The sequence below is a fragment of the Nonomuraea sediminis genome, from assembly GCF_018531495.1.
Taxonomy (GTDB): domain Bacteria; phylum Actinomycetota; class Actinomycetes; order Streptosporangiales; family Streptosporangiaceae; genus Nonomuraea; species Nonomuraea sediminis.
The window spans coordinates 204,029-223,424 of record NZ_JAHDTI010000015.1; the positions used below are offsets into that span (position 1 = coordinate 204,029).

General features: G+C 68.7%; 19 protein-coding genes. 8 read left to right on the top strand and 11 right to left on the bottom strand.

Annotated features, from left to right (window positions below):
- Positions 1-7: 7 nt before the first annotated feature.
- Both KIK09_RS46555 and KIK09_RS46560 read left to right on the top strand, forming a co-directional pair.
- Positions 8-1,624, top strand: coding sequence for a dolichyl-phosphate-mannose--protein mannosyltransferase (locus KIK09_RS46555; protein ID WP_214325960.1), 1,617 nt, complete (start codon positions 8-10; stop codon positions 1,622-1,624).
- A gap of 114 nt (positions 1,625-1,738) precedes the next feature.
- Complete coding sequence (locus tag KIK09_RS46560) at positions 1,739-2,911, top strand: hypothetical protein (RefSeq protein ID WP_214325961.1); 1,173 nt, start codon at positions 1,739-1,741, stop codon at positions 2,909-2,911.
- Here KIK09_RS46560 and KIK09_RS46565 read toward each other — a convergent pair.
- From KIK09_RS46565 to KIK09_RS46585, 5 genes are all read right to left on the bottom strand, one after another.
- A complete protein-coding gene (locus KIK09_RS46565) occupies positions 2,908-3,222 on the bottom strand; it encodes a hypothetical protein (RefSeq protein WP_214325962.1) in 315 nt (104 codons plus the stop codon). The genes KIK09_RS46560 and KIK09_RS46565 overlap by 4 nt on opposite strands.
- Before the next feature lie 19 nt (positions 3,223-3,241).
- Positions 3,242-4,144 carry a hypothetical protein gene (locus KIK09_RS46570; protein WP_214325963.1) on the bottom strand — a complete coding sequence of 301 codons (903 nt, stop codon included), beginning with the start codon at positions 4,142-4,144 and terminating at the stop codon, positions 3,242-3,244.
- A gap of 75 nt (positions 4,145-4,219) precedes the next feature.
- Complete coding sequence (locus KIK09_RS46575) at positions 4,220-6,133, bottom strand: elongation factor G (protein ID WP_214325964.1); 1,914 nt, start codon at positions 6,131-6,133, stop codon at positions 4,220-4,222.
- A gap of 132 nt (positions 6,134-6,265) precedes the next feature.
- Positions 6,266-7,150 carry a YobF C-terminal domain-containing protein gene (locus tag KIK09_RS46580; RefSeq protein ID WP_214325965.1) on the bottom strand — a complete coding sequence of 295 codons (885 nt, stop codon included), beginning with the start codon at positions 7,148-7,150 and terminating at the stop codon, positions 6,266-6,268.
- 33 nt (positions 7,151-7,183) lie between these two features.
- Positions 7,184-7,648 carry a hypothetical protein gene (locus KIK09_RS46585; RefSeq protein WP_214325966.1) on the bottom strand — a complete coding sequence of 155 codons (465 nt, stop codon included), beginning with the start codon at positions 7,646-7,648 and terminating at the stop codon, positions 7,184-7,186.
- A 106-nt stretch (positions 7,649-7,754) separates the two neighbouring features.
- Here KIK09_RS46585 and KIK09_RS46590 point away from each other — a divergent pair, with 106 nt between their 5' ends.
- The 3 genes from KIK09_RS46590 (at position 7,755) to KIK09_RS46600 (ending at position 9,497) form a co-directional block, all read left to right on the top strand.
- Positions 7,755-7,994, top strand: coding sequence for a hypothetical protein (locus tag KIK09_RS46590; protein WP_214325967.1), 240 nt, complete (start codon positions 7,755-7,757; stop codon positions 7,992-7,994).
- A 101-nt stretch (positions 7,995-8,095) separates the two neighbouring features.
- Positions 8,096-8,692, top strand: a complete 597-nt coding sequence (locus KIK09_RS46595) for a transglutaminase domain-containing protein (RefSeq protein WP_214325968.1) — start codon at positions 8,096-8,098, stop codon at positions 8,690-8,692.
- A gap of 82 nt (positions 8,693-8,774) precedes the next feature.
- Positions 8,775-9,497, top strand: coding sequence for a phytanoyl-CoA dioxygenase family protein (locus tag KIK09_RS46600; RefSeq protein WP_214325969.1), 723 nt, complete (start codon positions 8,775-8,777; stop codon positions 9,495-9,497).
- Between the two features lie 49 nt (positions 9,498-9,546).
- Here the strand turns inward: KIK09_RS46600 and KIK09_RS46605 are convergent, their stop codons facing one another.
- Positions 9,547-10,785: an HD-GYP domain-containing protein gene (locus KIK09_RS46605; RefSeq protein ID WP_214325970.1), complete on the bottom strand. Its 1,239-nt coding sequence runs from the start codon at positions 10,783-10,785 to the stop codon at positions 9,547-9,549.
- Positions 10,786-10,931: 146 nt separating this feature from the next.
- Between KIK09_RS46605 and KIK09_RS46610 the strand changes: the two genes are divergently transcribed.
- Positions 10,932-11,552, top strand: coding sequence for a TMEM175 family protein (locus tag KIK09_RS46610; RefSeq protein ID WP_214325971.1), 621 nt, complete (start codon positions 10,932-10,934; stop codon positions 11,550-11,552).
- Positions 11,553-11,648: 96 nt separating this feature from the next.
- On the opposite strand, the gene KIK09_RS46615 is transcribed toward KIK09_RS46610, so the two are convergent.
- Complete coding sequence (locus KIK09_RS46615) at positions 11,649-12,263, bottom strand: TetR/AcrR family transcriptional regulator (protein WP_308164712.1); 615 nt, start codon at positions 12,261-12,263, stop codon at positions 11,649-11,651.
- Between the two features lie 428 nt (positions 12,264-12,691).
- Between KIK09_RS46615 and KIK09_RS46620 the strand changes: the two genes are divergently transcribed.
- The gene (locus tag KIK09_RS46620) at positions 12,692-13,384 is read left to right on the top strand and encodes a hypothetical protein (RefSeq protein ID WP_214325972.1); all 693 of its coding nucleotides are present in this window, start codon (positions 12,692-12,694) and stop codon (positions 13,382-13,384) included.
- A 223-nt stretch (positions 13,385-13,607) separates the two neighbouring features.
- On the opposite strand, the gene KIK09_RS46625 is transcribed toward KIK09_RS46620, so the two are convergent.
- On the bottom strand, positions 13,608-14,600 hold the full coding sequence (locus KIK09_RS46625; protein WP_214325973.1) for a M23 family metallopeptidase: 993 nt from the start codon (positions 14,598-14,600) through the stop codon (positions 13,608-13,610).
- Between the two features lie 266 nt (positions 14,601-14,866).
- Positions 14,867-15,520 carry a TetR/AcrR family transcriptional regulator gene (locus KIK09_RS46630; protein ID WP_308164713.1) on the bottom strand — a complete coding sequence of 218 codons (654 nt, stop codon included), beginning with the start codon at positions 15,518-15,520 and terminating at the stop codon, positions 14,867-14,869.
- A 253-nt stretch (positions 15,521-15,773) separates the two neighbouring features.
- Here KIK09_RS46630 and KIK09_RS46635 point away from each other — a divergent pair, with 253 nt between their 5' ends.
- Positions 15,774-17,339 carry an FAD-dependent oxidoreductase gene (locus tag KIK09_RS46635; RefSeq protein WP_214325974.1) on the top strand — a complete coding sequence of 522 codons (1,566 nt, stop codon included), beginning with the start codon at positions 15,774-15,776 and terminating at the stop codon, positions 17,337-17,339.
- A gap of 249 nt (positions 17,340-17,588) precedes the next feature.
- Here the strand turns inward: KIK09_RS46635 and KIK09_RS46640 are convergent, their stop codons facing one another.
- Together KIK09_RS46640 and KIK09_RS46645 are read right to left on the bottom strand one after the other, a co-directional pair.
- The gene (locus KIK09_RS46640; RefSeq protein WP_214325975.1) at positions 17,589-18,698 is read right to left on the bottom strand and encodes a hypothetical protein; all 1,110 of its coding nucleotides are present in this window, start codon (positions 18,696-18,698) and stop codon (positions 17,589-17,591) included.
- A gap of 143 nt (positions 18,699-18,841) precedes the next feature.
- Positions 18,842-19,354 (bottom strand): RNA polymerase sigma factor, encoded by a 513-nt coding sequence (locus KIK09_RS46645; RefSeq protein WP_214325976.1) that lies wholly within the window; start codon positions 19,352-19,354, stop codon positions 18,842-18,844.
- Positions 19,355-19,396 lie beyond the last annotated feature (42 nt).

A 19,396-nucleotide genomic window follows, 5' to 3' on the forward strand; every position in this document is an offset into this window, starting at 1 on the left:
TGTCCGAATGGCGGTGACCTCTTTCGCGTACTCGACCTTCAACGATCCGAAGGTCAACGAGAGCAGTCCCCGGGGCAGGTCCGTGCGTGACCGGCTCGTCCCGCCGATGGGTGGCAGCGTGCTGTGGGGCTGGATCGGCCCGCTGCTCGTCGCGATCTTCGGTGCCATCCTCCGCTTCGCGAACCTGGGTTACCCCAAGGCGATCGTCTTCGACGAGACGTACTACGCCAAGGACGGGTTCTCGCTGATCACCTGGGGCGTCGAGCGGGTCACGATCAAGGACGCCGACAAGCTGCTCATCGCCGGCAACACCAACATCTGGCAGCAGTGCACCCAGGAGACGCTCGACAAGTGCGCCTCGTACGTGGTGCACCCGCCGCTGGGCAAGTGGATGATCGGCATCGGCGAGTGGCTGTTCGGGATGACCCCCTTCGGCTGGCGTTTCGCCGCCGCGCTGATCGGCTCGCTGTCGATCCTGGTGCTGGCCAGGGTGGCCCGCCGGATGACCCGTTCGACGCTGCTCGGCTGCTTCGCCGGGCTGCTGCTGGCGCTCGACGGGCTGCACTTCGTGCTGTCGCGCACCGCGCTGCTGGACATCTTCCTGATGTTCTGGGTGCTGGCCGGGTTCGCCTGCCTGGTCGTCGACCGCGACCGCACCCGCGAGCGGCTTGTCGACTGGTACGAGACCTCGCCCATGTCGCCGCGCGGGCCGTGGCTGGGCCTGCGGCCGTGGCGGATCGCCGCGGGTGTGTGCCTGGGCCTGGCGATGGGGGTCAAGTGGTCGGGGATCTTCTTCCTGGCCGCCTTCGCCGTCATGTCGCTGATGTGGGACTTCGGCGCGCGCCGGGCGGTGGGCGTGCGCAACGCCTATCTGGGCGCGTTCACCAGGGACCTGCCCAGCGGGCTGGTGGGCATGGCCGTCGTGCCGTTCGTGACGTACATGGCCACCTGGACGGGCTGGTTCGCCACCGCCACCGGTTACGGTCGCAACTGGGATCGGGCCACCTCGGCCAACCTGCCCTACTTCGTCTTCGACTCGATGCGGTCGTGGATCTCCTACCAGTGGCAGGTCTTCAGCTTCCACAACGGACTGGAGACCTCCCATCCCTACATGTCCGATCCGTGGCAGTGGCCACTGCTGCTGCGCCCGGTGGCCTTCTATTACGAGGGCAAGCAGAACGCCTGCGGCGTCAAGGACTGCTCGGAAGCCGTCCTCGGCGTCGGCACCCCAGTGATCTGGTTCGGCGCGATCGCCGCGCTCATCGCGCTGGTCGCCTGGTACGTGGCCTCGCGCGACTGGCGGGCCGGCGCCGTGCTGCTGGCGTACGCCGCGGGGTGGCTGCCGTGGTTCTACTGGGCGATCGCCGACAACCGGACGATGTTCCTGTTCTACGCGATCCCGATGGTGCCGTTCATGGTGCTGGCGATCACGTTGTGCGCCGGGCTGATCATCGGGCCCGCTACGGCCACGCAAAACCGGAGAACCGTGGGAGCCGCTGTCGTCGGCGCGTTCAGCCTGCTAGCCTTGATCAACTTCTGGTGGTTGCACCCGATCCTGTCGGCGGATCTCATCCCGTACACGGAATGGAAGGCCAGGATGCTGTTCGACAAGCGCTGGATCTGAGCCTGGCCACGTGGAGAGACGGAATGATTTCGTAGGGTAGTTGCAGTGCAAGACCCGATACGCACAGGTTTCAGTCATCGTCAGGGCTGGGGTCCATACGGCAAACTTCGAGGCATGAGTGCACCGGATGTCGCCGCGCTCCTGGCCGAACTGGAGCGCTCCGAGCCGGACCTGGCCGATGAAGCCAGGACCGCGGTCGAGTGGCTGACCGGCGGCGAGCCGCTGGAGACGGTGACGCAGCTCGACGTATGTGAATTCCTCTGGTACACGCTGCCGCTCAAGGTGGGCGGCGACCACGAGCGGTTGGCCCGCTCGCTGGGCAAGCTGCTCGAACTCGGGGGCATGCACCGCTACGCCGCGCTGTGCACCTCGTACACGACCAAGAAGATCCTCTACACCTACGCCCGCCACGGCGAGGACGCCGGCACGGCCTTCTACCAGCGGGCTCTCGAGCGCACCGGGGTGCTCCCGCCCGACGTGCCCGAGCTGCAGTGGAGCATGATCATGGGGCCGGAGGAGCTGGGCGCGCACGTGGCCTGCTCCGCCGCGCTCGAGCTGGCCATCGTCGCCGGAGACCCGGGCGACCGGCACGCGCTGACCCGGCGCTGGCTGACCGAGCCGCGGTCGGAGCTGGGCGGCGACAGCTGGCTGCACCGCGTGCACGGCGAGCGGCTGAACCGCTGGGTGCTGGGCCGCGGCCCCGCCAGGCGGGAGCTGGCCCAGCCGTTCGAGGTGCGGTTGCACGCCCCGATCACGCCGCAGCCGCTGCCCGCCCTGAACGGGCTGCTGTCGCTGTCGCTCGAGGGGCTGCCGATGCGGCTGGCGCCCTCACCGCAGGCGCTGCGGCTGCGTGACCTGGCCGAGCGGGAGCTGGGCGCACTGAGCCGCGACGGCGCCCGCCTGTCGATCACCGATTACGGCCGGCGACTGCTGGACGATCCGCAGGCCATGTGGGACGCGACCACCCGCCTGCTGGTCGGGGCTGGCGGCCACGAGTTCGACGTCGCCGCACGCGAGGCGGCCCTGCTGCTGCTGGCCGACGGGACGCTGATGTCGCCTGCCGAGCTGAACGAGCGCGTCGGCGAGGTCGTCGGCGCCGAGGGCTGGCACCCCACGTCCGGCCCCGAGGACATCGCCGCCTCCCTGACCGACCTGGTCGCCCAGCTCACGGCACTCGACCTGGCCTTCTCCGACGACCTGGCCATCCGCCTGACCAGAACAGGCCAGCTGGCCGCCCTCACCTCACTCCGCACCCACGCCCTTCGCCCCCGCCAGTACGTCGCCTAGCGCCGCCGCACCGCCACCACGTTGATGACGGTCAGGGCGATCAGCATGATGATCGCGGCCGCGAGCCCGCCGGGCTTCTCCACCAGCGCGATGGTCCCGCCCACCCCGAAGAACACCGAGAAGTACGGCAGGCCGCTCGCCCACCCGGGCTGAGCGGCCTGCCGCTGCGCGGCCATGCGCTCGTCGACCCGCCTGTCGATCTCGTGCTCGATCTTGTCGAGGAAGCCCTCGATCACGGCGGACTCGTACTCGCTTCCCAGCTCCGCGCGGGCGGCCATCGCGGCCCGCAACTCCTCACGTGGCAGCTCCATGCCTCGCAGCGTGGGCGCTTCAGCGGGATGCGTCCAGTCTTCTGCGCAGGAAGTAGGCGTAGGTCGCCGTTCCCAGGGCGATTCCCCAGGGGAGCCACGACAGGGTGGGGGCCAGTTGGCCCCAGGTGTCGGGGCGCAGGAACTCGGGGCGCAGGAACATCCACGAGCGGACGCCGGACTGCGTCAGCAGGATGGCGGCCGCCGCTCCCGGCACGACGGCCATGCTCACCGGCACGCGCCTGCCCGCCAGCCACGGGATCCATCGCGGGAACACCTCGCCCCACCGCTGCACCAGCCCGAGCGTCAGCACCGCCCCGCCGAAGCACAGCACGGCGAACAGCACCTCCGACAGCGCCCCCGCGCCGCCGGTGAGCCCGCCCTGCTTGAGGAACTCCTCGGTCACCCCGAGCGGGATCCCCATCGCCCAGGCCAGCCGCGAGATCCCGTACGGCAGCGCGAGCACGGCAGCCGCGTACGCGGCCCACCCGCCGATCCTGGGCATGGACATGGCGCCCGCCTTGACGGCCGCCCACGCCCACAGCACCCCGCCGGCGATCGAGAACAGCATGAACGCCAGCGCCCCGTCCCACAGCCCGGTGTAGCCCATCAGCGCGTAGACGGAGTTCTGCAGGACCCGCACGTCGGGCACGACCACGACCAGCCCCAGGGCCAGGATCCACGCGAAGATCCGCGCCACCCGGGATCCGCGCGGGAGGGCCCACGCGGCCACGACCCCGGCCAGCCCGACGGCGAGCATGCCCAGGCTGAGCGGGAGCGGCTCCGCCGTACCGAACACCGAACCGACCTGCGCGGCCCGCCAGTCGTTGCGTCCCAGCGGGAAGCCCGCGCCGCCCAGCGCCCAGTAGGCTCCGCACGCCGTGAGCACCGTCGACCAGGTGCCGGCCATCCATGCGATCTTCATGACGACCAGCCTCGCGAAGGCGTCGTGCCGCCTCCTCCCCCGTGCGAGGGATCTGCCTCCCCCGGGCGGTAAGGGTCAGACCCGGCGTTCGACGTGCAGGAGGTACTCCTTGCGGTCGAGCGGGTTGTGGTCCGTCCGCGGCCTTTCCTGCGGCGGGCCTGAGACAGGCTCGTAGCGGTCGAAGGCCGTCTCCAGGACGCCCTCGCCCCTGGTCAGGGTGGGGAGCTGGAGCTGCAGCCCGTGGATCCTGGCCGCGGGTACCTCGCCCTCCAGGCCCGTCGCCGACGGCTGCGGGATCGCGCCCAGGCGGACGAGCGCCGGGAGCACCGTGCCCAGCAGGTCGGGCGGGAGCTCCAGGGTGAAGCGGTGGACGGGCTCGCACACCCGGGTGCCCGCCTGGCGAAGGGCGTCCATGAGGACCAGCGGGGTCAGGTTGCGGAAGTCGCCGGCCGTACTGGACATGCTCTTGTCGAAGGTCGCGTGCGCGTGGCTCTGCCGCGGCCAGTAGCCCGAGTGGGTCATTGTGACCAGGCAGTCGGTGACCTGCCAGCCGTGCAGGCCCTGGGTCAGCGTCTCGTGCACGGTCTCCTCGACGGCCTTGAAGAAGGCGTACGGCATCGCGCCGAGCGAGACGCCGAGGCGGAACTCGACCCCCGTGCCCGGCTCGACGCGCAGGCCGACCGTGGCCAGGAACGGGTTCGACCCCAGGAACTCGGCCGCCTCGCCGATCCCGGCCACCCGTTCCACGCAGATCGTGGTCGTCTCGCGGAAGGTGACGTCCAGGCCGTACTCCTCGGCCAGCGTCGCCTGGATGACCTCCTTCTGCACCTCGCCGTAGAGCGAGACGGAGATCTCCTGCCGCACGCCGTCCTGGCGCAGGTTGATCAGCGGGTCCTGCTCGGCGAGCTGGGTGAGCGCGACGTGCATGGCGCCCCTGTCGGACCGCCTGCGCGGCTCGACGACGGTCTCCAGGCTGGGCGGCGCGAAGTAGTGCTCCGCCCTGTCGGGCGCCGCCCCGATCCGGTCGCCGATCTTGATGCCGGCCAGGCCCCAGAGCTTGCCGATCTCGCCGGCCCTGACTGATTCGCGTGGTACGGCGGAGCCGCGGTCGAAGACGCTTACCGCGGTGACCTTGCCCTGGTCGAGGCCCTGGCGGTTCCTCAGCGTGCCGGAGAACATGCGGACGTAGGCCACCTTCTCCCCTGCCGGTCCGCGTTCGACCTTGAAGACGGCGCCGGCCGGCGGGCCGTCCTCGTCCGGGCTCGCGGCGGGCAGGAGGGTTGTGATGCCCCGGGTGAGCTCTTCCACGCCGGCGCCGGTGATGGCCGAGCCCGCGTAGACCGGGTGGACGGCGGCCTGCTTGGTCCGGGTCGCCAGCTCTTCGTGCAGCCTGCCGTACGGGATCTGCTGGTCGTCGACGAAGGCTTGGAGCAGTTCGTCGCTGTGGTCGGCCAGGGCGGCCTGCCAGGCTCTGCTGCTGGCCTGGAACCTCGGGCTGCGGGTGCCCAGGTCGTGGGCGTCGCCCATGGGGACGATGGCCGGGGTGAGCTTGTGCGAGATCTCCCGCAACAGGTCGTCGTATCGGGCGCCGCGGCGGTCGAGTTTGTTGACGAAGATCAGCGTCGGGATGCGTAGCCGCGTCAGGGTGCGCATCAGCACCCGGGTCTGCGCCTGGACGCCCTCGACGGCCGAGATCACCAGCACGGCGCCGTCGAGCACGCTCAGCACCCGCTCCACCTCGGCGATGAAGTCCGGGTGGCCAGGGGTGTCGATCAGGTTGACCGCGACGTCGCCGATGACGAACGACACCACGGCGGACTTGATCGTGATGCCGCGTTGCCGCTCGAGCGCGAGCGAGTCGGTTTGCGTGCTGCCGTCGTCGACGCTGCCGACCTCGGCGATGACGCCGGCGTTGTAGAGCAGGCGCTCGGTCAGGCTGGTCTTACCGGCGTCGACATGTGCCAGAATCCCCAAGTTCAACGATCTCACGAAGCGTCATGTCCTTCAGATGGGTGGATCTTGCCTGGTTGGACATGAACGCAGCCCGCATCTCGACTCCCGAGATCGATGAACAGATGCCACGGAGTACACCAGACGGCTCCGTGGCCGGACAACGGATTTTCAGCCGATGGCCTCCCTCAGGCGCTCGTAGGTCGGCGCCAGCTCGTACAGCCCCGCGGCCAGGGCCTTGTCGTCACCCGTCACGGCAGGGAGCTGGAGCCCGCCCACGATCCGCGCCTGCGTGGCCGCGATATCCGAGGCCTCCTCCATCCCGAGCATGCCGAGACAGGCGGCGAGATCGTTGAGCCGTCTGGCCCCCACCCGGATCCCGAACGCCTGCAACAGCCCCCTGATGTCGTCGTCGAGCCCTCCTTCGACCATCTCGGCCAGCCTCGTCGCCGCCGCTTCGGCATGCCTGCCGCGGAGCCACGCGGCGCCCTGGACGAGGGACTCGCGGAGCGCATCTGCCGGCCGTACCTGGCGCTGCCGTACGAACCCCTGGCGCATCGCGAACGGCCGCTCCAGATACCCGACCGTCTCCCCCCGCCAGGCCTCGACGAATGCCGCGACGGGCAACGTCGCGTACGGGTACCCCTCCGGATCGTGCATCAGCACCAGATCCCCCTCCACCCCCAGCACCACCACGTAGTGATCAACCCCCACCGCGCCGTTCGCCCCCGGCTGATGCCCCAGCAGCCCCATCTCCACCGGCCCGGCCAGCACCGGTCCCCGCGCCGCCTTGAGCCGATCCACCGCCTCCGCGTCCGACCCGCCGTCACTCCGCTCACACCCCCACCCCAGCAACGAGACGGCGGCATCCACGCCCATCTCCGGATCCCACCCGAACGGATCGAACATCGGGACCCGCCCCCCGATGAGGTGCATCCCGTACGGCGACCCGGTGAGCACCTCGATCACCCCGACCTCAGGAGCCCCCTCCCCCATCACCATCGCCAGCGAATTGGCGTAGCAGTACGGCCCGGACCCCACATAAGAAACGCTCATGCCCCCACCGTGCCCCCTGACACGGTGTCACCCTCAACCCCCGGCCAGCGCCCCGTAAACGAAGAGCCCGACGAACAACCCCACAACCAGCACCCGCACCAGCCGATGAACCCCTGGCGTGGTCACCCAGGCCGCCACCGGATAGGCGATCAGCCCACCGCACACGGCGAGCATGACCGCCCCGTCAACCGCCACCACCTCCGTGGCCGCGAACCGCCAGATCGCCGCCAGAAACACCCCGCCCACGATCGCGACCCGCCAAGCCGGCCGAACCCGCACCAGGTAGAGCAACGGCCAGGCCAACACGACCGCCCCCCACCGCCCCACATCCCAGTCCCACACGAACAGCCCAAGACACCCGGTGTACTCGCCACACAGCGAGGGGTCGAAAACCACCATCGCCACCAACGCGGCCCACCCGAACATCACAACAGGCGGCATAACCCCGACCACCACCGCCAGCACGACCCGCCTACGAACCAGCGCCGCATCGATCATGCGCGCATCGTGCCACGCCACCGACAGCCGAGCCAGAGCCAGCCTGCTCCCCCAGGAAGCCCTTCCAAGCGATCAAGATTCCCAACGGCCTTCTGACGTAGAGAGAATGAGCGCCATCCACCTCAAGGGGCAGGCATTGTTGACTTCTCTCACCGACCTCGTTGCTCTCATAGGACCGTGGCTCCAGGACTCGCCGACCATCGACCTCATCGACGATGCGGGGAACACGACGGCAGCTCCGCCCTTGCCCCTTTACCCGGAGCCCGGCGGCGTCTATCGCTGGGGATCGACCGACAACGGCGACTACCTGCTCTGGTTCACCGATCCCGAGCACGGCTACCGATGAGGTTCCACGGAGGGGTCGCTGCCGAGGGAGGCGTAAGGCCCACGCCCATTCTCGACTGGGAGCATCCGCGCGTACTGGAGCTCGCGGCCGAGGCTCGAGGCATGAGCGCCGACGGGGCCCGGACGCTGTTGATCACGGCGCATCAGCTGATCGCGGCGCGCGTACGCCCGGTGTATGCCATGAACGAGCGGCAGCCCGTCTCCAGGACCCTGCTCCTCGGGCGCGGATCGTGCAGCCAGCGGATGGCGCTGCTGGAAGCCGTGGCGCGCGCCTGCGGGATCGCCACCCGGGTCAGAGGGCTGCTGATAGACGGTCGTTTCTGGCATCCCCGGTTCCCACGGCTGCGGCGGCTGATCCCCCGGAAGGTGGTGCTCGCCTGGCCGGAGTTCCTCCTCGACGGGCGGTGGACCCCCGTTTCCGAGCTCTACGGCAACCTGGACACGTTGCGTGAGGGAGGCAGGTTCACCAATACCGGCGGCGAGACGCTCTTCGACGCGGTCGCTCGCACCGCCGTGGACTGGGATGGCGCCACCTGCTCCTCGTGCGACCTGTCGCGCCACGTCCTGGCCGATCTCGGCTACTTCGACTCCCGGGACGCCCTGTTCAGGACGCACGGACAGACCTTGTGCCTGCCGTTGCGTGCCCCTGCGGAGCTCATCCTGAGGGGCTCAGGACAACAGGTAGGCGCGGAAGGCTAGTTGGGGAACTGTCAAGTCTGGCCCGGCTAATGCGGCGGCTGGTGTGCGGAAAATCGGTGGACGCCGTCGTTACGGTGGCCGCATGAGCATTGTGGATGTTGACCGGTTTGTTGCCGACGGGTTCGTCAAGGTGGAGGCGGTCGTGCCTCGCGAGGTGGGCGACGCGGCCAGGGCGTTGGTGTGGCAGCAGATGGGGCTGTCGCCTGATGATCGTTCCGGCTGGCTGCAGCCTGTGGTGTGGGCCGCGGACCTGACCGGTGTGGGGCCCTTCGGGGAGATCATGCGCAGCCCGCGGCTGAATCAGGCACTGGATGAGGTGGCCGGGCCTGGCGGGTGGGTGCCGCGCGGGTCCCTGGGCAACATGCCGATCCGCTTCCCGGGCGTGGAGCCGGCCGACGATCGTGGCTGGCATATTGACGCCTCGGTGGCCAAGCCCGACGGTTCATGGGCCGTGTCGGGGCGGCCGGAGTCGCTGCTGCTGCTCGTGTTGCTGTCGGAGGTGGGTGACGACGACGCGCCGACCCGCATCAGGGTGGGCTCGCAGCGCGACGCGGAACGGCTGCTGGGCGAGCAGGTCGTCGACCCGTTCGAGGCGGGTCCGTTGCTGGACACCGCCTCCAAGGACCGGCCGGTGACGTACGCGACCGGCCTGCCCGGCGACGTGTACATCGTGCATCCGCTGACCGTCCACGCGGCCGACGAGCATCGAGGCACGCGCCCGCGCTTCATGTCCCAGGCGCCGGTGTTCCTGACCGCGCCGGTCGCGCCGGGCGAAGGCAACGCCCTGGCGCGAGCCGTACTGTAGCGGCCTGCTCTGCGGGCCCATCTTGTGGAGGTCCAAGCCCCGGTATCCGTCAAGGCCTGCCGTACCGCATCTGGAATCCGGCCAGGAACGCCGCCACCATGCGCGGGTCGAAGTGGGTGCCGGCTCCGGCTTGGAGCTCCGCGATCGCTTTCTCCTGCGGCCACGCGCGCTTGTACGGCCGGGCGGAGGTCACGGCGTCGAAGAAGTCGGCCACGGCGATGATGCGGGCGAACTCGGGGATCTCGTCGCCCGCCAGCCCTGACGGATAGCCGGTCCCGTCGAGGCGTTCGTGGTGGTGCATGACGCCGTCGACGGCCTCGCGCAGGAACGGGATGTCCTGGATGAGCTGGCGACCGTACAGGGGGTGAAGCTCCAGTACGGCCCGCTCCTCGTCGGTCGGTTTGCCGGGCTTCTGGAGGATGGCGGTGGGCACGGCGGTTTTGCCCACGTCGTGCACGATGCCCGCGTAGCGGAGGGCTTGGAGGCGGCTGGGCGACAGCCCCAGCTGCTCGGCGATCATCGCCACTCCTTCGCTGACGCGGAGGCAGTGGCCCCGGGTGTCGGGGTCCTTGGTCTCGACCGCCTGGCAGAGGGCGGCGATGGCCGCCTCGGACGCCTTGACCTCGGCGTGCGCCCACTCCATCGCCCATCGGGCGGTGACCACGGGGGCCAGGACGAGGAGCGCGGTGTACGGCCCGACACTGGGCCACAGACCGACGAGCAGCAGGCCGAAGCTGCCGTTGCCGAGGGTGGGGAGGAGCAGGTGCGACGCCTCTCGCCTGAGCTGCCGCCCGGTGGCCTGGCGGCTCAGCAGCAGGACGGCGGCGACCAGCATCAGGTTGGCCATCACGAAGGTCAGCAGGGCCGCGCAGAAAGCCAGGTACGTGCGTGAGCTCATGGTCCCGCTCCAGGCTGGATCGAGGACGCTGAACACCAGCCCGGCCGCGAAGCTGGACAGGGCGAACTGGGCACCGTTGAACATCCGCTTGACGACCGGCAGGTCCTGCTGCGGGGACACCATGGCGGTGAGCCCGATGAGAGCCGCCGGACCGGCGCCGAGCAGCACCGCCGAGGCCGTGCAAACGGCGTAGCTCATCGAGGCCCTCGCGTTGCGGACGGTCAGCCGTACGGGGTTGACCTCGCAGTAGTGGAACAGCAGCGCCAGGATCGTGAAATATCCCCAGTTCGGCGTGGTGGCGCTGGAGAACATGGCCACTCCGACCACGGTCAGGGCGACGGCCACGACAGCGGCCAGGTACAACCGGGAGAGGACTGGCAGCTCAGCCATGCGGGCTCCTGACGTTACTCGTTAGTCATCACCTCATCACCCGGCGTCGCATGATCGGGCGGGATCGCCCAGACTCGGCTGGGCCAGGTACAAGACGGTCATCCATGGTCTAACCCTGACCAATCAACCTCTGTACGATGCCCGGCGTGAGCGATGACTCCTCAGTGATGACCACCGGGCGCCTGGAGGCGTTCAGCGACGGCGTGTTCGCCATCGCGATCACCCTGCTGGTGCTCGAGATCCGGCTGCCCGAAGGCTGGGAGGAGGACCTCGGAGGCACGCTCATCCGCCTGTGGCCGTCCTACCTCGCCTACGTGGTGACGTTCCTGCTGGTGGGCATGGTCTGGATGAACCACCACCGGATGTTCCACTTCATCCGCAGGACCGACGGCATGCTGCTTGCCCTCAACGTGCTCCTCCTGATGGATGTTGCCTTCCTGCCGTTCCCCACGCACGTACTCGCCGAGGCCCTGCACGCCGACCACGGCACCCAGATGGCGGCCGTCTTCTACGGAATCGTGCTGGTGATCGGCGGCATCTTCTACAACGCCGTCTGGTGGTACGCCTCCTCAGGCCACCGCCACCTCGGCGGCCACATCACCCCGGAGGAGGCTCGCTCATTGCGGATCCGCTGGGGCATGGGCCCGGTGCTCTACCTCATCGCAACCGTCATCGGCGCGATCAGCGCGATAGGCGCGCTCGTGTTCTACATGCTGCTACTCGTCTTCTACATGTTCGACATGCGCCCCAAACGCCAGCCCGCGTAGCACCACCGGCTTGGTACGAATGATCACGTGATCGATTACTACCGTGCTTTCTTCGACCGGCATCAGTGGCTGGAGAACGGACTGTCCTGGACGGCCTCAGCGGACCCGATGTGCTCCGGCCTTCGCGGCCGCGATGGCCGCAGCGGCGGTTTGTTCGACGAGAGCGTCGTCGACGGGTTCGTGGGTGACGAGCATCCGGTAGTAGAAGGGTGCCCCCACGGCCCGGATCACCTCGACGGGGTCGGTGTCGGCGGGTAGCTCGCCGCGTTTGATGGCGTGCCGTACGGCTTCGGCGGCCTGGTCGTTGCGGGCCCGGAAGAAGTCGTGGAGGACCTCTGCCGCGCGCGGGCTGTTGACCCCTGCGGCGATCAGCCCGAGCATCATCGGGCGCCAGACGGGGTTGGCGTAGAAGCGGGAAATGCCCATCGCCAGTTGGCGTAGGTCCAGGTCGATCGACCCGGTGTCGTACAGCGGGACCTCGGTCATCGTCAGCTCGGCGAGCAGTTCGGCGAGCAGTCCCGCCGGGTCGCGCCAGCGCCGGTACACGGTGCTCTTGGCGACGCCGGCGATCTCGGCGACGCGCTCCATGGTCAGCGCCGGGTATCCGTGGGCCTCCAACTCGGCGCGGGTGGCGGCCAGGACGGCGGCGCGGACGCGTTCGGTCCGCCCCCGTGGACGCACCGTGCCGGGCGCCGGGCGGTCGTCGGACACGGAACGACTCCTCTCTCACGTGGTGGACGGGACCTCCAGACGGCCAGTCTAACGCAACGATTGTCTCCTTTACCTGCCCGGATGGCCTGCTAAGAAAACCAGAGTTGCGTTAGCGATGTTCCAGGGTTACCTTGTAGGCGGTTAACGCGACACCAGTTTCGTTTGCATCTGGCTTCTGCGAGCGTCGAAGACCGCCCTCACGGGGCGCCGCCGGCGCTGGTGCTCATCCCTGCTCGGTTCCCCACAGGAGGAACTGTGTCCGATGCACGCGGCGACGGGCGTGGAGCTCACGCACGTCACCGAGATCGAACATCGCCGGCGGCCCGGCTCGCCGTAACGCGACCGTCGTCGTCCGGAACGGCGGGATCCTCGCCGTGGACCGTCCCGGCGATTCGAATGTCCACAAAGGAAACGATCAAAGGAACACCGTGACCGAACCCATGATCCGCAAGTACACCGGCCTGTTCGGCATCCTCGCCAGCGCCTTCATCGTGGTGCAGGTGCCGCTGTACTTCATCTATGAGACCCCGCCGGACTGGGACATCCTGACCCGCAGTCTCATCGGCATCACCGGCTGCACCCTCTACATCGTCTACTTCATCGGACTTCGTCAGCTCATCCGCCACGTCAACCCGGCCTACGACTGGATCGCCGCCATCGTCCAGACGGCGGGTGTGCTCTGGGTGGCCATGGTGTTCGTCCCTCAGTCCATGGAGGTGGGCGCGGCGATCTCAGTGAGCCACGACATCGACACGACAGCGGAGGGGCCTTTCGCCGCGGCGCAGTATCTCATGCAGGGCGCCGTCTCCCGGCTCCTCATGGGCCTGTTCCTGATAGCCCTGGGAATCGCCGTATCGAGGCTCGGGCTGCTCCCCCGCTGGGTGGGCCGCTCCGCGTACGTCCTGGCCGCGATCAACCTCGCCTTCCTGCCGGCCGTGTTCTTCGGCGACAACCCCGCCGACTTCTACAGCGCACAGGGCTGGGGGACCACCGCCAGCATGGGCGCCCTCTGGAGCCTGTGGACCCTCGCGGTGAGCATCAGCACACTGCGCAGCGCCCGCCGCGCCGGGACCGCGACCGCGAGTGCCGTCGCGACTCCGGCTGCCGCCGTGGCCAGATAGGCACCACAAGGTCGAGGAAGGCAGGGACACAGCAGCCTGTCCTCCTCGACGGATGGCGGTTGAGCTGTGCCACCTGATGGCCCGTGGCGCGTTCACAACCAAAGAACCGCCCCTGACCTGCCGAAACATCGACAGGGCAGGGGCGGTTTTGACCTTGCAGGAGGAGCGCCTTCATCACGCCGAAGGCCTCTTCATTGATCAAGTGCCGCTGGTGGTCGTATACCTAGCCGCAGTGTTCGAGAGGGCTGTCGTAGGTGGCCGTCCCGGCCTTGCCACCCCACCTGACGCACTTGCCCGCCGCACTCGCCCGGACCGGACCCGCGTAGTAGTCGAAGTTTCCGCTGTCGGTCACCCGTGACCTGCCCTGCACCTCCAGGTAGGCGCTCACGGCAGAGGCCCTGCCCAGCGACGTCGTCTTGATCGTCGCCACGCAGTTGTTGCTGTTGCCCGAGTTGTACAGCAGGTAGACCGTCCCCGCCGAGCCCAGCGCCGCCGAGTCGATCACTTTGTAGCCGCTGCCGCACACCTTCTCCGCCGTGTACGGGTTGGTGCTGCCGCCGCCGCAACCGTTCTTCGAGGTCACTGTCTGGATCGGGTAGCCGAAGGTGACCCCGTTGAAGACGGCCTTGCGGATGTTGCCCGGGTAGCCGCTGCCCTGCCGTACCTCGTAGTGCAGGTGCGGCGAGATGTTGTTGCCCGGCTTGCTGGTGTTGCCCACCGTACCGATCTTCTGGCCCTGGGCCACGTGGGCGCCCGCGGCGACGGCGCGCGAGTTCAGGTGCGCGTAGAACGACGTCCAGCCACCTCCGTGGTCAATCTTGACGAGGTTGCCGTAGCCGTTGGTCGAGCCCTGGTGGGCCGAGATCACCACGGTGCCGGCCGCGGCGGCGACGACGGTGTCCCCGAGGTCGGCGCCCGGCGTGCTGCCCCGGTTGAAGTCGATCTCCCACGACCGGTGGGCGCTGCTCGCGCTGGAGTTGCCATTCCAGGCCTGGCCGCAGGGGAAGGGCAACTGGAAGTTCGTGGAGGCGAGGGTCGACACCTGCGGCGCCTCCGCCTGGTTCGGAGGGTCGTTCTGGTCCGTCGGAGACGGCGGCGGATCGTCGTCCGCCGCCGCCTGCCACACCGCGGCGATCGGGCTCGCCGAGGCGGCCTGACCGGTAGCGAGGCCGGCGAGCAGGGCTAACCCCAACGCAAGCACCCCTATGGGTCTCATACGGATCCTTTCTGCACGATGCGGGGGACGACGTCCCGGCCGCGCCGCGCACTGTCTGCTGGATCTCTGGTAGTGCTCTTGCTGGCGATCTAGCTTGCAGGTACGGCGTACAGAGAACATCCAAAATCGGCATAAAGACCTATCCGACCTGACGAATAGTTGCCCTGCACGTCCCCGGCAGACGACGGTCGGCCCCCGCAGCTCGTCTCCGGCAGAAGACCCGAGACGATCCCCCTGGAGCGCCGTTCCCCTCCAGGACGGGCAGCTCACTGATGCCGGCGGCGGCGCGCCTGTTGCTCCGCGGCGTTGAGCGCGGGCGCGAGTGGTGCGAGCGAGGTGCGCAGCAGGTCCGGTAGCGAGCCGGACGGCACGACGAGCCCGCTCGCCGTGAAGGACGCGGCAGTGGTGTGCAGCCACTGTTCGAGCGCGACGCGGACCGCGGCGGCCACGCTCGCCGCAAGCACACGGGCGGTGTGCGGGTCGGTATCTCCGAGGCGTCCGGCGATCGCGTCGGTGAGGGGATGTTCCATCGCGCTGGTGGTATCGACGAATGCCTCGCGCAGCGCGGGACGGGTGGTGATCAGCAGCAGCGCGTCGAGACCGGGTCCGCCCGAAGCGGTGTACTGATCCACGATCGCCTCGATGACCGCGTCGGCGAGGCCGACGTCGTCGGGCCGGTCGGCCACTGCCGCCGCGACCCGCGCTTCCCGTTCACTGGTGACGGCGGCGACGATCGCCTGTTCCCGGCTGGAGAAGTAGTTGTTGTAGGTCCGGGGTGAGACGCCGGCGGCCTCGGCGATGTCGTCGACGCGCACGTTGTCCGGTCCATGCTCAAGGGCCAGCCGCAGTGCCGCCGCGCTCAACGCCTCTCGGGTGGCCTGCTTCTTCTGATCACGCAACCCGGTTCGTCTCGTCGTCACCGTGTCAGCATTCCAGCTTGAGTGCGTGCACGCAAACTTGCGTGCACGCATTTTTCTGCCTAGCCTGACGTCTCGTCCTGACAGGAAGGACCAGACGACCGGCCCGCGACCACTCCGACCTGACCAGCCTCACATCGTCGCCATGTCCGCAAAAACCCAAGACCGCCGAGCACCACAGGACCGAGATCCGCCGCGAGCCGGGCGCCAAGCACCTCATCCGTCCTGCCTTCTCCCATGCGAACGAAGGAGCAACATGATCACCGATGTCGTCATCGCGGGCGGCGGCCCGAACGGGCTGATGCTGGCCTGCGAACTGAGCCTGGCAGGGCTCCGGCCGCTCGTGCTGGAGCGGCTACCTGAGCCCAGCCAGGAACCGAAAGCGAACGGATTGCTCGGCCAGGTCGTGAAGATGCTCGACCACCGCGGGCTGCACGAAGGTCTCAGCGGCAGCCCGGAACCGCCGCAGCCGAACTCCGCGTACTTCATGTTCGGCGCGATGGGCCTGGACCTGAGCCTGCTGGAGGACAGCCCCGTCTACGCCCTGCCGGTGCCGCAGCGACGCATCGTGCAGGTCCTGCAGGAGCGAGCGATCGAGCTGGGCGTGGAAATCCGGTGGGGACACGAGGTCGTGGACCTGTCACAGGACGACGACGCCGTCACCATCGGCATCGCGAGCCCGGACGAGGAGTACCACCTGCGGGCCCGATACCTGGTCGGTGCTGACGGAGCCCACAGCACCACGCGCAAGCTCTCCGGCATCGAATTCCGCGGCGTCACCTACGACCGCATGACCGTTCGCTCAGCGCACGCGACCGTTCCCGCGGACTGGGTCGACCCCTCGAACGGCGCGCTGAACGTGCCCGGCTACGGCGCCGTCATGCCGTTCCTGCCCCACCGCACCGAGCACGGAGGATTCTCCTACGCGCCGATGCCCGGCCATCCACCGCTGGTCAGCACCACCGAGTGGGACCAGCCCGCAACCGACGCCCCGATGAGCCTGGAGGAGTTGCGCGCGAGCATCCGCCGCGTGCTCGGCGTCGACGTCCCACTCGGGCCGCCCGACGGCCATGGGCCGCACGTGCTGCGCCGGCTGACCGGCGGCAACACCCGGGTCGCTGAACGGTTCGCCCACGGCCGGGTGTTCCTGATCGGTGACGCCGCCCACGTGTTCGCCGCCACCGGGGGCGGCCCCGGGCTCAACCTCGGCCTGCAGGACGCGATCAACCTCGGCTGGAAACTCGCCGCCGAGATCCGAGGAAGCGCTCCGCCCGGACTGCTGAACACGTACGAGACGGAGCGGCGATCGGCCGCGCAGCGCATGGTGGTGAACGCCCAGGCGCAGTCGGCGCTGATCGCCCCCGGCAGCGACGTCACCGGACTGCGCGAACTGTTCACCGAACTGCTCCATGACCCGAACACGGTGCGGCGCCTGGCCGAACTCACCGCGGGCGCCGACGTCCGCTACGACATGGGCGAACCCGAGCCGCACCCACTGATCGGCCGCTTCGCCCCGGACCTGGAACTGCACACCCCGACCGGGCCGGTCCGGCTGGCTGAGCTGACCAGAACCGCACGCCCCCTGCTGCTCGACCTGACCGAAGGAGCATCGCTGGCGCAGGCACCTGCCCTGCGGCACAGCCAGGTCGACATCGTCACCGCGCGCCCCCAGCCCCACGCGCCCACCGCCCTGCTCCTTCGACCGGACTGCTACGTGGCCTGGGCATCTACATCACCCCAACCAGATTCCGTGGAGCTGGAAGCACTCCGGGCGGCCTTGCAGCGGTGGTTCGGCGCGCCCGCACCTGAAAGGAATCCCTGAAGAGCCGTGCAGTGCCGTTCACGCGGCCTTCATCAGGGAAGAACGGCCACTTGTGGGCTGTTCGCGAGTACGGCCGGCCTCCGTAATGCGACCCCTTCGAAGATCCATGTGGTCATGCGAAGAAGCGGAGACCCCGGCCCTTCGCCGGGGTCTCCGCGAGTGAGGGTGCTGGAAGAGATGTGAGGGTGCTGGAAGAACCGAATCGGCAGACCTCGGCCCCCGCTCGAGGCCTACAGGATCAGGCCTGAGTCACTGGCCCGGCTTCGCGCCCAGCTCGTCGACGTAGCCCATGGCCTCGTAGGTCTCCCGGAGCAGCGGCGTCGAGGCCCCTGCTTCGATGACATCGAACTCCAGGAGCTTGGCGGTCTTGTCGTCGAAGATCATGCGGTAGGTGATCTTGCCAGGCTCGCCGGCGTCGTTGGGTCCGGTGGTCTCCAGGGCGACTCCCGTACGGTTCATGCCGTCGGCCACTCCAGTCTGCGACGTCAGACCAGACGTGGAATCGGCCAGCACCTGGTAGAGGGCCGCCCTTGTGCCCGGTGTGATCGGTGCGGCCAGCAGGTCCAGGCCCGTTTGCCACATGTAGAGGGCGAGCGGGGTCGACTTGTCGCTCCGGTCCGCGTACAGGCCGTGCAGCTTCGCCTTCAGCCCCTCCTTGTCGGTCGGCAGCTTGGAGATGTTGGACCAGGTGAGGGTGGGGTTGTCGATCGAGATGATGCCCTCCGGCGCGCCTTCCTTGGTCTTCGGCTGGTCATTGCCGGAGAGGCGAGGTGAGCCGGCTTGCTTCCACTTGGCCTCGTCCTCTGGAGTCGCGAACTCGATCTTCACGTCCTGGTTCGTCACCGAGCGGCCGGTCGCGTCCTTGAGCGATCTCCAGGACTCGGCCGTGTCGCCGCGGGTCGCGGTGTATGGCAGTTTCGCCATCTTCAGTGCGCGGAACGTCTCGTCGAACTCGTTCTTGGCGGCCTTCAGCTCGGCAGGCTTGTCCTTCAGCTCCGCCTCCTTTGCCTTCCACTCAGTGAGCAGTGCTTTGACCTTGGCCAAGTACTCATCCGGGACGTTGTCGACCATGTCGGCGGTGCGCACCCGCGAGTACCAGAACTTGCCCGACGTGATCGGCTCTTCGGCGGCCACCTTGGCCGCCGCGAGCAGAATCGTCCGGGTGTTCGCGACGGTTCCGGTGGTCGTGGACTTCGCCCCGGCGTCCACCGAGGGCGTTCGCACCTCGGACCGCTGAGCGGCGATCGGACCGCTGGACGACGCGTCCTGCGAGACGAGCCGCGGGACGACGATCGCCGTGGCGGCGGCGAGCCCCGCCGCCGCGGCGGCCATCACGATCAGTGGTCGGCGCTTGGTCATGGGAATCCTCTGCAGGTGTTGAGGTGTACGAGGTGACTGGAACGCACGGGCCAGATCAGCCGAGCGTCGCCGCCGATAGGCGTCTTCGGTGAGCGCGTCCGGGCGTAGCGTGGTGATCAGTTCATCGATCGGGTCTTTTTCGTTCATGCCTGTCCCTGAAAGGTGAAGCGAGGCGGGAGCTTGAGCGCGTCGGCCAGGCGACGGCGTGCACGGTGCAGCCGGACGTTGTACGTGCGAGGCGAGCAGCCGGCCACCTGAGCCGCCTCCGCGGGGGCGAGGCCGTACCAGTTGGCCAGAACCACCGCCTCGATGTCCTGTTCGCTCAGGCCGGCCAGTACGGCGAGGGCCTCCTGCCGGCTGGCGACCCGCTCGGCCACGTCGCCCTCGACGAAGCTGCTCAGCCCGGCGAGCCGAGCGATCAATTCGTCACTGCGCAGGCGGCGGACACGCTGGTTGCGCAGCAGGTTTCGGGTCACGCCGAGCAACCACGGCAACGGCGGATCGGGCAGATCGTCCAGACGCCGCCAGGCGACCAGAAAGGTCTCGCTGGTCAGGTCCTCCGCCATGGCCAACTCGGCGCGCAGCAGGGCATATCCCAGCACGTTCCGGTAATGCCGGTCGTAGAGGTTCGTGAATCGTTCTTCTGGATCGTCCACACCTAGAACTGTCTCGGAGGGCCCTCCCGATTACAGGACAAC

Bases quoted from the DNA above. Each gene is read 5' to 3' on its own strand.
- KIK09_RS46570 (WP_214325963.1), bottom strand. From the start codon at position 4,144: ATGAAGATCGCATGGATGGCCGGCACCTGGTCGACGGTGCTCACGGCG.
- KIK09_RS46595 (WP_214325968.1), top strand. From the start codon at position 8,096: ATGAGCGCCGACGGGGCCCGGACGCTGTTGATCACGGCGCATCAGCTG.
- KIK09_RS46600 (WP_214325969.1), top strand. From the start codon at position 8,775: ATGAGCATTGTGGATGTTGACCGGTTTGTTGCCGACGGGTTCGTCAAG.
- KIK09_RS46605 (WP_214325970.1), bottom strand. From the start codon at position 10,785: ATGGCTGAGCTGCCAGTCCTCTCCCGGTTGTACCTGGCCGCTGTCGTG.
- KIK09_RS46555 (WP_214325960.1), top strand. From the start codon at position 8: ATGGCGGTGACCTCTTTCGCGTACTCGACCTTCAACGATCCGAAGGTC.
- KIK09_RS46625 (WP_214325973.1), bottom strand. From the start codon at position 14,600: ATGAGACCCATAGGGGTGCTTGCGTTGGGGTTAGCCCTGCTCGCCGGC.
- KIK09_RS46640 (WP_214325975.1), bottom strand. From the start codon at position 18,698: ATGACCAAGCGCCGACCACTGATCGTGATGGCCGCCGCGGCGGCGGGG.
- KIK09_RS46565 (WP_214325962.1), bottom strand. From the start codon at position 3,222: ATGGAGCTGCCACGTGAGGAGTTGCGGGCCGCGATGGCCGCCCGCGCG.
- KIK09_RS46580 (WP_214325965.1), bottom strand. From the start codon at position 7,150: ATGAGCGTTTCTTATGTGGGGTCCGGGCCGTACTGCTACGCCAATTCG.
- KIK09_RS46590 (WP_214325967.1), top strand. From the start codon at position 7,755: ATGAGCGCCATCCACCTCAAGGGGCAGGCATTGTTGACTTCTCTCACC.
- KIK09_RS46560 (WP_214325961.1), top strand. From the start codon at position 1,739: ATGAGTGCACCGGATGTCGCCGCGCTCCTGGCCGAACTGGAGCGCTCC.
- KIK09_RS46585 (WP_214325966.1), bottom strand. From the start codon at position 7,648: ATGATCGATGCGGCGCTGGTTCGTAGGCGGGTCGTGCTGGCGGTGGTG.
- KIK09_RS46635 (WP_214325974.1), top strand. From the start codon at position 15,774: ATGATCACCGATGTCGTCATCGCGGGCGGCGGCCCGAACGGGCTGATG.